At 70.8% G+C, this 12,372-nt stretch carries 11 protein-coding genes; 4 read left to right on the top strand and 7 right to left on the bottom strand.

Going from position 1 to position 12,372, the window contains the following annotated elements:
- The first annotated feature begins 65 nt into the window (after positions 1-65).
- Positions 66-1,409 carry a hemolysin family protein gene (locus tag ABD169_RS06105; RefSeq protein ID WP_344030576.1) on the top strand — a complete coding sequence of 448 codons (1,344 nt, stop codon included), beginning with the start codon at positions 66-68 and terminating at the stop codon, positions 1,407-1,409.
- On the top strand, positions 1,406-2,455 hold the full coding sequence (locus ABD169_RS06110) for a hemolysin family protein (protein ID WP_046456558.1): 1,050 nt from the start codon (positions 1,406-1,408) through the stop codon (positions 2,453-2,455). Before ABD169_RS06105 ends, ABD169_RS06110 begins: the two co-directional genes overlap by 4 nt.
- Here ABD169_RS06110 and ABD169_RS06115 read toward each other — a convergent pair.
- Together ABD169_RS06115 and metX are read right to left on the bottom strand one after the other, a co-directional pair.
- Positions 2,437-3,030, bottom strand: coding sequence for a hypothetical protein (locus tag ABD169_RS06115; RefSeq protein WP_344030579.1), 594 nt, complete (start codon positions 3,028-3,030; stop codon positions 2,437-2,439). The genes ABD169_RS06110 and ABD169_RS06115 overlap by 19 nt on opposite strands.
- A gap of 116 nt (positions 3,031-3,146) precedes the next feature.
- Positions 3,147-4,352, bottom strand: a complete 1,206-nt coding sequence (metX, locus tag ABD169_RS06120) for a homoserine O-acetyltransferase MetX (protein ID WP_344030582.1) — start codon at positions 4,350-4,352, stop codon at positions 3,147-3,149.
- A 61-nt stretch (positions 4,353-4,413) separates the two neighbouring features.
- On the opposite strand from metX, the gene ABD169_RS06125 reads away from it, so the two are divergent.
- On the top strand, positions 4,414-5,085 hold the full coding sequence (locus ABD169_RS06125; protein ID WP_344030584.1) for a DNA alkylation repair protein: 672 nt from the start codon (positions 4,414-4,416) through the stop codon (positions 5,083-5,085).
- Positions 5,086-5,088: 3 nt separating this feature from the next.
- On the opposite strand, the gene ABD169_RS06130 is transcribed toward ABD169_RS06125, so the two are convergent.
- The 5 genes from ABD169_RS06130 to ABD169_RS06150 all read right to left on the bottom strand — a co-directional run bounded on the left by ABD169_RS06130 (position 5,089) and on the right by ABD169_RS06150 (position 11,435).
- Positions 5,089-6,399, bottom strand: coding sequence for an ABC transporter permease (locus ABD169_RS06130; RefSeq protein WP_344030587.1), 1,311 nt, complete (start codon positions 6,397-6,399; stop codon positions 5,089-5,091).
- Complete coding sequence (locus tag ABD169_RS06135) at positions 6,396-7,190, bottom strand: ABC transporter ATP-binding protein (RefSeq protein ID WP_425560948.1); 795 nt, start codon at positions 7,188-7,190, stop codon at positions 6,396-6,398. The genes ABD169_RS06130 and ABD169_RS06135 overlap by 4 nt, the downstream gene beginning before the upstream one ends.
- A complete protein-coding gene (locus ABD169_RS06140; protein WP_344030590.1) occupies positions 7,187-8,800 on the bottom strand; it encodes an efflux RND transporter periplasmic adaptor subunit in 1,614 nt (537 codons plus the stop codon). Before ABD169_RS06140 ends, ABD169_RS06135 begins: the two co-directional genes overlap by 4 nt.
- Before the next feature lie 2 nt (positions 8,801-8,802).
- Positions 8,803-9,828, bottom strand: a complete 1,026-nt coding sequence (locus tag ABD169_RS06145) for a hypothetical protein (RefSeq protein ID WP_344030593.1) — start codon at positions 9,826-9,828, stop codon at positions 8,803-8,805.
- 278 nt (positions 9,829-10,106) lie between these two features.
- Complete coding sequence (locus ABD169_RS06150; RefSeq protein ID WP_046456553.1) at positions 10,107-11,435, bottom strand: bifunctional o-acetylhomoserine/o-acetylserine sulfhydrylase; 1,329 nt, start codon at positions 11,433-11,435, stop codon at positions 10,107-10,109.
- 139 nt (positions 11,436-11,574) lie between these two features.
- On the opposite strand from ABD169_RS06150, the gene ABD169_RS06155 reads away from it, so the two are divergent.
- The gene (locus ABD169_RS06155; protein ID WP_344030598.1) at positions 11,575-12,372 is read left to right on the top strand and encodes an SDR family NAD(P)-dependent oxidoreductase; all 798 of its coding nucleotides are present in this window, start codon (positions 11,575-11,577) and stop codon (positions 12,370-12,372) included.

A 12,372-nucleotide genomic window follows, 5' to 3' on the forward strand; every position in this document is an offset into this window, starting at 1 on the left:
CACTCTCAATCGGACCCTCCGAGTACCAACCGCGCTGAGGCGCGGATCCCCGTGCGAGGCCGTCGATGAACGACGCCATCGCTTTTGCACTCGGCATACTGCTGACCTTCGGAACCGGCGTGTTCGTCGCGGCCGAATTCTCGCTCGTCGCGCTCGATCGCCACGAACTCGAGCGGCGCCGCGACTCCGGCGAGCGCGGGCTCGACCGGGTGATCAACGCCCTCCGGCACACCTCGACGCACCTCTCCAGCGCGCAGCTCGGCATCACGCTCACGACGCTGCTCGCCGGCTTCCTGCTCGAGCCGGTGCTCAGCGCCTGGCTCGACGGACCCATCGGTGCGCTCGGAGTCCCCGAGTCGCTGCGCCGCGCGATCAGCGCGCCGCTCGCGGTCGCCCTCGCGACGCTCTTCTCGATGGTGGTCGGCGAGCTCGTGCCCAAGAACTTCGCCCTGGCGAAGCCCCTGGGCACCGCGCGCTTCGTCGTCCCCATGCAGGCCGCGTTCACCGCGGTGTTCAAGCCCGCCGTCCTCGTGCTGAACGGCAGCGCGAACGGCGTGCTGCGATCCATGGGGATCGAGCCGAAGGAGGAGCTCTCGGGCGCCCGCACGGCCGAGGAGCTGTCCTCGCTCGTGCGCCACTCGGCGAGCGCCGGCCTGCTCGAGGCCGACACCGCGACGCTGCTCGACCGCACCCTGCGCTTCTCGGAGCTCACCGCGGCCGATGTGATGACCCCGCGGCTCAAGGTCGAGAGCGTGCAGCGCCTCGAACCGGCGCAGGCCGTGCTCGAGCTCGCGGGCCGCACCGGATTCTCCCGGTTCCCCGTGATCGACGGCGACCGCGACGACGTCGTCGGCGTCGTCCACGTCAAGCAGGCGGTCTCGGTGCCGCGCGAGAAGCGCGGCGAGGTCCCCGCGGCGGCGCTGGCAGAGGAGGCCATGCGCGTCCCCGAGACCATGCGGCTCGACCAGCTCCTCGGCGAACTGCGCGGTTCCGGCTACCAGCTCGCCCTCGTCGTCGACGAGTACGGCGGGACCGCCGGCATCGTCACCCTCGAGGACCTGGTGGAGGAGCTCGTCGGCGAGGTCGCCGACGAGCACGATCGCGCGCAGGCCGGCGTGGTCGGCACCGCGACGGAGCTCACCTTCCCGGCCGACCTGCGGCCGGACGAGGTCCGCGATCGCACCGGGATCGAGATCCCCGAGCACGACAGCTACGACACCGTCGCCGGCTACGTGCTGCAGCAGCTCGAGCGGATCCCCGTGGTCGGCGACGAGGTACTGCTGCCCGAGGGCGGCCGCCTGCGGGTGGAGCGCATGGAAGGGCGCCGCATCGCGCGCCTGCGGTACTTCGCGCCCGCGCAGGTGACCGACACCGGATCCGCGACCGACGAGGGGGAGGCCCGCGCATGAACGACTGGCTCGGAATCCTCTGGCTGGTGCTGCTGCTCATCGCCAACGCCTTCTTCGTCGCGGCGGAGTTCGCGGTCATCTCGGCCCGACGCTCGCAGATCGAGCCGAAGGCCGAGGCCGGCTCGAAGCGGGCGAAGACCGCGCTCTACGCGATGGAGCATGCCACGCTGATGCTCGCGACGAGCCAGCTCGGCATCACCGTCTGCTCGCTGCTGATCCTGAACGTCTCGGAACCCTCGATCCACCACCTGCTGTCGGGGCCGCTGAGCTGGACCGGCCTCTCGACCGAGGTCGTCTCCGTCGCGGCGTTCGTCATCACCCTGCTCGTGGTGTCCTACCTGCACGTCGTCTTCGGCGAGATGATCCCGAAGAACGCGGCCTTCTCGATGCCCGACCAGGCCGTGCTGCTGCTCGCGCCGCCGCTCGTCTGGATCTCGCGGATCCTGCGCTTCGTGATCGCCGGCTTGAACGCGACCGCGAACGGGGTGCTGCGCCTTTTCAAGGTCGAGCCGAAGAACGAGTCCAACAGCACCTTCACGCTCGAGGAGGTCGCGAACATCGTCAGCCACTCGACCCGAGAAGGAGTCCTCGAGGACCGCAGCGGGGCGCTCTCCGCCGCCTTCGAGTTCACGACGAAGCAGGCGAAGGACATCCTGGTGCCGCTCGACCGGCTCGTCTCACTGCCGATCGGCGCGACGACCGAGGACGTCGAGGCCGCGGTCACGAAGCACGGCTTCTCGCGCTACCCGATGCGGGACGCCGACGATGCGCTGGTGGGCTACGTGCACATCAAGGATCTGCTGCGACTGGGGGCCGACCGCATCGCGGAGCCGATCCCGCCGAAGCGGATCCGCGAGCTGCTCACCATGCACCCCGAAGCGGAGCTCGAGGACGTGCTCGCGCGCATGCAGGCGCGCGGCGTGCACCTCGCTCAGATTCGGGATCGGGACGGCCTGATCCTGGGCATCGTGTTCCTGGAGGACGTGATCGAGGAGCTGGTCGGAGAGGTGCACGACGCCACGAGGCGTCAGCGGTTCGCCGACTGAACCTCGTGCTCCGTCGACAGCTGGACGGACGCGTCGATGCTGCTGGTCGAGCCGAGCATCATCTGGAGCGCGGGGGGCAGGGTCTTCGGGATCTCGATCGACAGGTCGAGCCGATCGTGCCCCTCGCCGACCAGGTGCGGCGTGACCGAGACGTTGGTGCCCACGGGGTTCTGACCCGCGATGGCGAGGCTGCCCGAGACGGTGACGGGATCCTCGTCGCCCGCGCGACGGAGCACTACGGCCTCGGTGAGCGAGAAGGTCAGCTCGGGGCCGTCGGCGAGCCGGGCGTCGACCGTCGCCGCGGTGATCTCGCTCGAGCTGATCGTGATCCTGCCGCTGACCGTCACGCCGTGCTCGCTCAGCAGTTTGAGGCTCTCGGGCTTCGTGATGGTGAGGCCGGTGACCCGGTGCTCGGTCGCCGCCTGCTCGTCGAAGATGCCCGATCCGTTCTCGGCCCGCAGCGGGGGGCTGACGGAGTGCGACGGGGCCTGGGCCGCCGCGCAGCCGACGAGGCACAGGGGGACCGCGAGCGTCGCAGCCACCTTGGCACGGGACGTGCGCGCAGAACGACGCATCTCTCCTCTTTCTCTCCCGGTGGGACCGACTCAGGAAGCCTAGGCGGGCGAGGTGGGAGCGTGCTGAGCGCCGCTCCCGCACCCGGCCGAGGGGGCGGCCGCCGATGGACGGCGGTTCAGGCGGCGAGCAGCCGCTCGAGCTGAGCGCCGACGAGCGCGAACTCGATCAGGAACGCGTCGTGCCCGAACGGGGAGTCGATGCGGGTCGCGCGATCGCCGTCGAGGCTGCCCGGGGCGTGCTCCGCGATGAGGTCCTGGCCGTCGATCGTGAACAGCCGGTCGCTGGGGATCCCGAGCACCAGGGTCGGGAGCTCGAGCCGCTGCAGCGCAGCGGCGACGCCACCGCGCCCGCGGCCGACGTCGTGCGAGTTCATGGCCTGCACGAGGGCCACGTAGCTGCCGGCGTCGAAGCGGCGGGTGAACTTGTTGCCGTGGAAATCGAGGTAGGACTCGACCGCGAAGCGGCCGCCGCCGCCGAGCGGGCTGACCGCCGACTGCCAGGCGCGCCCGAAGCGCTCGTCGAGCTCGGTGTTGCTGCGGTAGTTGAGCAGCGCGAGCCGCCGAGCCGTGGCGAGGCCGTGGTGCGGGCCGACCCCGTCGGGCGCGTCGTAGTAGTTGCCGCCGCGGAAGGCGGGATCCGAGCGGATCGCCTCCAGTTGCACGAGGTTCAGGCCGATCTGGTCGGCGGTGGTCACCGGCGGGGCGGCGATCACCGCGAGGCGGTCGGCGCGATCCGGGTGGCTCAGCTGCCACTCGAGCGCGTGCATGCCGCCGACCGATCCGCCGATGACCGCTCGGAAGCGCGCGATGCCGAGCTCGTCGACGAAGCGTGCCGCGGCGTTCACCTGGTCCCGGATCGTGAGGTAGGGGAACCGGCCGCCCCACTCGCGTCCGCTCGGGTCGAGCGATGCGGGTCCGGTCGATCCCTGGCAGCCGCCGAGCACGTTCGGGGCGATGACGCAGTAGCGGTCGGTGTCGAGCGCCTTGCCCGGCCCGACGATCTCGGCCCACCAGCCGTCGGTCGGGTGCCCCGGACCCGCGGGACCGGCGAGGTGGCTGTCGCCCGTGAGCGCGTGGAAGACGAGGATCGCGTTGTCGCGCGCGGGGGTGAGCTCCCCGAAGATCTCGTAGGCGATGCGGGCGCCGGGCAGCGTATCGCCGGCCTCCGTGACGAAATCGCCGATCGGCAGGAACTTCCGGGAGCCGACGGGGTCGCCGTCGCGCCAGGCTCCCGAGATCGGCGGGCGTCCGATGAGGGCGCGCAGCTGCGCGTCGGTGATGAAGTCCGTCGGAAACGAGTCCTCGGGCGTCTGCCAGTCCATGTCCTCCATCCTGCCCGGGTTCCCGGGCGCGCGAGCGAATGTTACGCGTACGCTGGGCGGCATGACCGAGACGAACACCGCGACCGCCGTGCGCGAGCAGCTCGCCGCTCTGGAGGACCCCAGGGTCCGGGCCGTGAACGAGCGGCACGGGGACTCGCACGGGGTGAACCTCACGAAGCTGCGCGCGGTCGCGAAGGCCGCGGGCCGTGACGAAGCCGCGGCGGCCGAGCTGTGGTCGTCCGGGGACGTCGCGGCGCAACTCGTCGCGATCCTCATGCTGCGGCCCAAGGATCGCGACGCCGAGGGCTACGACGCCATGCTGCGCGAGGCCGGATCGCCGAAGGCGCACGACTGGCTGGTGGCCTACCTGGTCAAGAAGAGCCCGAGCGCCGAGCCGCTGCGGCAGCGCTGGATCGCGGATCCCGATCCGGTGGTCGCGAGCGCCGGATGGGCGCTGACGACCGAGCGCGTGGCGAAGCAGCCCGAAGGTCTCGATCTCGACGGGCTGCTCGACACGATCGAAGCCGAGATGCGCGATGCGCCCGACCGCCTGCAGTGGGCGATGAACTCCTGCCTCGGTGAGATCGGGATCCGGGACGCGAGCCGGCGTGCGCGAGTGCTCGACATCGGCGAGCGCCTCGGCGTGCTCGAGGACTATCCCACGCCGCCCGGATGCGTCTCGCCCTACGTGCCGATCTGGGTGCCCGAGATCGTGCGGCGGAACGAGAGCTGACGCTCAGCGGGCGTCGCGCAGGGCGTCCACGGGTTCGATCCTGGCGGCCTTGAGCGCCGGGTAGGCCCCGGCTGCCAGACCGACGAGGGCTCCCAGGAGCACGCCGACGGGAGCCGCCCAGGGCGCGATCGTCGGAGTCCACTCCTGCACGAGGCAGACACCGAGCATCGCGAAGAGCCCGATCGCGACGCCGATGAGCCCGCCCAGCACGCCCGTGGTGAGCGACTCCAGGATGAACTGCCGCGCGATGTCCCGGGTGCGAGCGCCGAGCGCGCGCCGGAGGCCGATCTCGCCGCGCCGCTCCGAGACGGAGAGCAGGGTCACGTTGGCGATGCCCACACCACCGCCCAGCAGCGCTACGCCGCCGATGATGACGAAGATGACGTTGATGTCGGACTCGACGCTGCCCTGCAGCTCGCTGCCGGACTGCGGCGCCGCCACCTTGAAGGTCTTGGGAGCGTTCGGATCGAGCGCGATCGGTGCCTGCCGGGCGACCACCGGTCCCGCCCCGACGGCGATCCGGATATCGAGGCTCTCGGGGGCGGTGAGCCCGAGCGCGGCTCGCGCCGTGCGCGCGGGCACGATGACGGAGTCGAGCGTGGCCTCGCGGGCGCCGACGCGATCCATGATCCCGATCACCGTGTAGGCGCGGCCGTCGATGAAGATCGCCGGCTGACCGCTCACGCGGTTCACGCCGAGCTGCTTCGCGGCCTTCGAGCCGAGCACGGCGACCCGATCGCCGCGCTCGTCGTGGCCCGAATCGAAGAACCGGCCCGTGCGGATGTGCCCCTGCACGACGTCGATGTAATCGCCGGACGCGGCGATGACCGGCGGCGGCGCCTGCGAGGCTTCGGCGGGGTCGTGGACCTCGACGGCCTCGACCGTCGGGGTGTTCGGCAGCTTCGCGTAGACCGAGGCGGCTTCGACGCCCGCGAGGCCGCTCACGCGATCGGCGGCGTCCCAGGGGATCCGGCTCTGGGCGCGCTCCTTGCCGCCCGCGGCCTTCGCGGTGCCGGGCTCGACCGTCACCCGGGTCGCCGCGACGGAGTCGAACTGCTGCGAGATCTGGCCCGCGGCGGTCTGGGAGAGGCCGATGGTGACGATGAGCGAAGCGATGCCGAGCACCGTTCCGATCAGCGTGATCGCGAGCCGGGACGGCCGCGATCCGATTCCCTCGAGCGATTCGTGCGCGAGGTCGCGCCAGTGCAGTCCGGTGTGCGCCCAGCGCGCGGGGCGTCGTCGGGGGAAGCCGAACCGTCGCTGGCGTCGCCCCTCGCGCCCGGTGCGCCCGTCGCGGGCCGCGCGGGGGCTCACGCGAGCTCCGAGAGGCGGCCGTCGCTGATGCGGACGCGGCGACGGGCCGCATCGGCGACCGCGGAGTCGTGCGTGATCATGACGATCGTCAGACCGTCGGCGCCGAGCTCCGAGAAGAGCCGCAGCACGGCCTCGGAGTTCTCCCGGTCGAGGTTGCCGGTCGGCTCGTCCGCGAGCAGCAGACGGGGCGAGGTGCTCACGGCCCGCGCGACGGCGACGCGCTGCCGTTCGCCGCCGGACAGGGTCGCGGGGGAGAACCCGACCCGGTGCGCGAGGCCGACCCGATCGAGCGCCTCGCGCGCGAGCCGCTCGCGGTCGTTCGGATCCACGCCGGCGTAGACGGTGGCCAGCATCACGTTCTCGAGGACGCTGCGCGTGGGCATGAGGTGGAACGACTGGAACACGAAGCCCAGCGCCCGCCCGCGGAGCGCCGCGCGCTCGTCCTCGGTGAGCTCCGAGGTATCGATGCCCTCGAAGCGGAAAGCGCCGCTGCTCGGCCGGTCGAGCAGGCCGAGGGTGTTGAGCATCGTGGATTTGCCGGAGCCCGAGGGGCCGACGATCGCGAGGAAGTCGCCGCGCTCGAGCACGAGATCGACCCCGCGCAGCGCCTGCACCGCGGGCGGCCCGGGGAAGAGCCGGGTGACGTCGGCGAGCTCCACGATGGGGCCCGCGAAATCGGGATCGCCGACCGTCGTCGGCCGCTCGGTGCGCCGCTGCTCGCGGGCGCGCTTCGCCGCGCGGGCCCGAGCGCGCGAGCGGACGCGTCGATCCTCCGCGTTCTCGAGGATCACCGGCCGACCACGACCTTGGCGCCCGCCTTGATCCGGGGATCCGAGGAGCTGATCTCGACGTAGCCGTCGGCCGCGAGTCCGGCCTTCACCGTCACGGTGGCGGTCTCGTCGGTGCGATCCTTGCCGTTCTGCTTCGACGAGACGAGGAGCTCGACCCGGTTCTCGCCGCCGGAGCCCGTCGACAGCGCCGCGATGGGGACGCTGAGCACCTCGCCCTTGGTGGACGCCACCGGGATCTTGAGCCGTACGTTGGTGCCGCGCAGCTGCTCGATCTGCTCGGAGGTGAGCTTGCCGGGGTCGAGGAACACGGTGTAGCGGTCGCTCGACTTCGGGGCTTCGCCGCCCGAGCCGCTGCTGTCCCCGCCGCCGGATCCGGCATCGGCGGACGCGGAACCGTTCTGACCCGAGCCCTCGGGCTTCGTGCCGGGCTTGTCGATCCGGGTCACGGTGGCCTTCAGCTCGGCACCGCCCGCCGGGGCGAACGTGGCCGGGAGACCCTTCGAGAGCAGCTCGGCGTCCTGCTTCGCGACGGTGCCCGTGACCGTGAGCGTCGCGCCGGACACCGTCATCGCGGTGCCCTGGAGCACGTCGCCGCGCTTCACCCGGACCTCGTCGACGCGCCGGGGCAGGCTGCTGAGGAACAGCACCTCGGCCGAGGGCATGGTCGGCATCGCCGCCTCCTGCGCCTTCACGAGCGATTCGCGCGCCTTCTCGAGCTCGGCGGCGGCGGAATCGACCCCGGCCTGCTCCGCGCGCACGTCCTTCGACTTGGCCTCGATCGCCTGCGACAGGGTGACCTGGGCCTGGGTGAGCGCGAGCTCCGCGTTGCGGACGCCCGACTCCGCGTCGGTCGCTCCCTGCGCGCTGTCGGGCACGACGGGGGCGGGGTAGCCGAGCCGCTCGTAGAGCGCTCCGATCGCGTTCGAGGTGTCGCCCTCGAAGACGTTGTTCGAGGTGTCGCCCGCCGACAGGCCGAGCGCGGTCAGCGCCTGCTTGAGCTGGAGCACGTCGGGTCCGCGCTGGCCGATGCTCATGCTGCGGTACGCGGGGAGCTCCCCGGCGAGCACGATGACCGGGCGTCCCGCGATCTCGAGGGCGATGTCGCCGGCCTTGAGGATCTTGCCCGACTGGGGGACCTGCCCGGTCACGACGGCGCGCTCGGAGAGGCCGGCCGCGTCGATCTGCGCGTCGACGGCGTCGGCGTAGGTCACCTCGCCGCGGCTCACGACGGTGTTCTCGATCTTGCGCTCCTCGATCGGAGCGGTGACCGGGCCGGCCTTCGGCGGAGCGGCGCGTGCGGCGAGCTCCGCCGGGGACACGATGAACTGCATGAGTACGACGCCCGCGAGGAGCGAGAGCACGGCCACGCCCGCGATGAGCGCGACGAGGCGGGATCCCGTCCACGGGCCCGAGAACCAGCGGCGCAGGCGGCCGGGACGCGCGGCGTCGGTGCCGTCTGCCGTTGCGGCGTCAGCACCCGGTGAATCCGCGTCGGCGGCACCGGCGGCACCTGGCTCTTCGGGCTCGCCCGCGAGCACCCGCGAGAACTCGTCGCTCCCGCCGACCTCTTCGTGCTGTTCCGCTGAATTCCTCTGCTTCCGACTCCGCACGACTACTTCTTCTTCACGCCGTACTGGGCGACGAGCGCCTTGAGCTGCTTCTCGTGCTCGTCGACGAACTTCTGCTCGGCCTTCAGGTTCAGCGCGGCGGCCTTGTCGTCGTACTGCACCTTCTCGGCGCAGGTGATGTCGGCGACGGCGACCTCGATCTCGCGCTCCTGGAACTTCTTCTTCTCGGCCTTGCTGGGCTCTTTCCACTCGCCGCTGTCGTCGGTGGGCTGGCCCTGGGACATGGCCTCGTTCCACTCGTCGTTGAGCTTCGACTGGGCGTCGTTCCGCTTCGCGGCGTCCGAGAAGCCGGCCTTGCTCATGCAATCGGCCCACTTGCGATCGAGCGCGTCGAGCGCGTCATTGTTCTCGTACTGCTTCTGCCAGAATTCATCGACGGACTTGAGCAGCTCGGCGTACGCCGGATCCTTGCTCGCGGCCTCGTAGCTCTGCTCGCCCTGCACCTCGTGCTGGGCCTTGCCCTGGCAGCCGGCCTTCTTCCAGTCGTACGGAACCGGCTCGGCGCCGTCCCCCTCCTCCATCGCGGCCATCTCTTCGGCGGTGGGCTGCGGGCCGTAGAGCGTCTCGGAATAGGCCATCTGCTCGGACTCGCTCAGCGACTCGAGGTACTTCTGGTTCGGGTCGGCCGGCGGCTGGTCCTGGTTCTGCTCGTCGATGCTCTGCTGCCAGGGGGAATCGATGATCCCGTAGCCGTACTGCTTGGCGAACTCCATCGTGCCCATCTGCGGGCCCTCGTCGTCCTCGGGGTTGAACACCGTGCCGCCCTGGTAAGGAGCCGGCTTGTACTCGAAGCCCTCCTTGGTCATGCACTCGGCGATGACCTTCTCCATCTTCTTGTGGTCCGCCTCCATGCGGTCCTCGGTCCAGGCCGACTCGTCGTAGAGCGCCGACAGGTACTTGGCGAGCGGACCCTCCTCCGGCTCGTTCTTCTTCTTGCCGTCGCCGGAGCAGCCGGCGAGCGCGAGGGTCGCCGCGAGTGCGGCGGCGATGGCGATGGTGGCGCGGGTCATGGCGGCCTCGTTCCTGGGGTGCGTCATGTCGGAAGGGGGACCGGCTGCCGGGAACGGCGGGCGATCATCGCGCAAAAGTATCACGGTGAATGATGCGGAAAGGCCGAAATTCGGTGCCGAATACTCAGGATATTAGTATTCGTGACCGAATTGTGAATATCGCACGAAATTAGGTGTCGCCCGTCATCTATCCCGGTGGCGAATCATTCGGAAAAGCAGAAGGGCCCGGATCCCTCTCGATTCGAGAGCGACCCGGGCCCATCTGGGACCGAGACCGGTTACGCGGTCGCGCGCGCCTCCGAGACCGCGGCGCGGGCCGCCGCGAAGCCGGCCTCGAGGTCGGCCTTGAGGTCGTCGACGTTCTCGATGCCGACCGACAGTCGGACGAGGCCCGGCGTGACGCCCGCGGTGAGCTGCTGCTCGGGCGTGAGCTGCGAGTGCGTCGTGGACGCCGGGTGGATGATCAGGCTGCGGACGTCGCCGATGTTGGCCAGGTGGCTGAACAGCTCGACGTTCTCGACCAGTGCCTTGCCCGCGTCGACGCCGCCCTTCAGCTCGAACGAGAGCACCGCGCCGACGCCCTTGGGTGCGTAGCGGTTCGCCGCCGCGTACCAGGGGCTCGTCGGCAGACCCGCGTAGTTGACGCTCGCCACGTCGGGGTGGTTCTCCAGCCACTCCGCGATCTCCTGCGTGTTCTGCACGTGGCGCTCGATGCGCAGCGACAGGGTCTCGATGCCCTGGATCAGCAGCCACGCGCTGTTCGGCGCGATCGCCGAGCCGAGGTCGCGCAGCAGCTGCACGCGCGCCTTGATGATGTAGGCGAGGCCGTCGCCCACCGCAGCGGTGTACGAGGCGCCGTGGTACGAGGGATCCGGCTCGGTGAGCCCCGGGAAGCGCTCGACGTTCTCCGACCACTTGAACGTGCCGCCGTCGACGATGATGCCGCCGAGCGTCGTGCCGTGGCCGCCCAGGAACTTCGTCGCCGAGTGGATCACGAGGTCGGCGCCGTGCTCGAACGGGCGGATCAGGTACGGGGTCGCGATCGTGTTGTCGACGATCAGCGGGACGCCGTTCTCGTGCGCGATGTCGGCGACGGTACGGATGTCGAGGATGTTGATCTTCGGGTTGCCGATCGTCTCGGCGAAGAACGCCTTCGTGTTCGGGCGCACCGCGCGCTGCCACTCGGCCGGATCGTCCTGATTCTCGACGAAGGTGACCTCGACGCCGAGCTTCGCCAGCGTGTACTTGAACAGGTTGTAGGTGCCGCCGTAGATCGAGCTCGACGAGACGAAGTGATCGCCGGCCTGCGCGATGTTGAGGATCGCGAAGGTCGCCGCCGCCTGACCGCTGGCGAGCAGCAGCGCGCCGGTGCCGCCCTCGAGCGCCGCGAGACGCTCCTCGACGACGGCCTGCGTGGGGTTCATGATCCGGGTGTAGATGTTGCCGAACTCGGCCAGCGCGAAGAGATTCTTCGCGTGGTCGGTGCTGTCGAAGACGTACGACGTCGTCTGGTAGATCGGCACGGCCCGCGAGTTGGTGGTCGGATCGGGCTGCGCGCCCGAGTGGACCTGCTTGGTCTCGAAATGCCAGGCGGCGGAATCGGTCATGAGAGGCTCCCCTTTTGGATCGGTTGGGGAGAGCGTACGGAGTCGGCGCCGCAGGAGGGAAGCCTCCCGGACACCGGGCGTAACAGGCGCGATAGGCTGCACAGCGGGCCGGCAGCGGCCGAACACGAGGGAGGCCGGCATGGCGGAGCGGCGCGTAGTGGTGACGGGCGCGAGCTCGGGGATCGGAGCCGCGACCGTGCGGCGGTTCGCCGAGCTCGGCTGGCAGACAGTCGCGATCGCGCGGCGCGAGGACCGCCTGCGTGCGCTCGCCGCCGAGACCGGGGCGCACCCGATCGTGTGCGACGTCACCGACGAGGCGCAGGTCGCCCGCATGGCCGCCGAGGTGGCCGAGACGGGCGGCGCGACCGGGCTGGTGAACAACGCGGGCGGCGCGCTCGGCACCGAGTCCGTCGAGCGCGCGCTGAACGAGGACTGGCGGCGCATGTTCGAGGTCAACGTGATCGGTCTGCGCACCGTCACGGCCGCGCTGCTGCCCGTGCTGCGCGACGGCGCCCGAGCCGGCCTCGACGCCGACGGCGCGGGCTGGGCATCGATCCTCAACCTCACCTCGACCGCGGGGCACGCCGCCTACCCGGGCGGCGGCGGGTACAACGCCGCCAAGTACGCGGCGCACGCCGTCACCGAGGTGCTGCGGCTCGAACTCGCGGGCGAGCCGATCCGCGTGATGGAGCTCGCGCCCGGACTCGTGCACACCGAGGAGTTCACCCTCAACCGCCTGCGCGGCGACGCCGCGGCCGCGGCGAAGCCCTACGAGGACGTCATCCCGCTCGCGCCCGAGGACGTCGCGCGGGTGCTCGTCGGCGCGTTCGAGCAGCCGCCGCACGTCAACCAGGACCTCATCGTGATCCGGCCGGTCGCGCAGTCGAGCGTGTTCCACACCCACCGCGGGCCGCTGGTGCCGAAGGCGGAGGCATGA

The organism is Leucobacter iarius (genome assembly GCF_039530105.1).
Lineage (GTDB): Bacteria > Actinomycetota > Actinomycetes > Actinomycetales > Microbacteriaceae > Leucobacter > Leucobacter iarius.

Bases quoted from the DNA above. Each gene is read 5' to 3' on its own strand.
- ABD169_RS06145 (WP_344030593.1), bottom strand. From the start codon at position 9,828: ATGACCCGCGCCACCATCGCCATCGCCGCCGCACTCGCGGCGACCCTC.
- ABD169_RS06105 (WP_344030576.1), top strand. From the start codon at position 66: ATGAACGACGCCATCGCTTTTGCACTCGGCATACTGCTGACCTTCGGA.
- metX (WP_344030582.1), bottom strand. From the start codon at position 4,352: ATGGACTGGCAGACGCCCGAGGACTCGTTTCCGACGGACTTCATCACC.
- ABD169_RS06155 (WP_344030598.1), top strand. From the start codon at position 11,575: ATGGCGGAGCGGCGCGTAGTGGTGACGGGCGCGAGCTCGGGGATCGGA.
- ABD169_RS06110 (WP_046456558.1), top strand. From the start codon at position 1,406: ATGAACGACTGGCTCGGAATCCTCTGGCTGGTGCTGCTGCTCATCGCC.
- ABD169_RS06150 (WP_046456553.1), bottom strand. From the start codon at position 11,435: ATGACCGATTCCGCCGCCTGGCATTTCGAGACCAAGCAGGTCCACTCG.
- ABD169_RS06125 (WP_344030584.1), top strand. From the start codon at position 4,414: ATGACCGAGACGAACACCGCGACCGCCGTGCGCGAGCAGCTCGCCGCT.
- ABD169_RS06115 (WP_344030579.1), bottom strand. From the start codon at position 3,030: ATGCGTCGTTCTGCGCGCACGTCCCGTGCCAAGGTGGCTGCGACGCTC.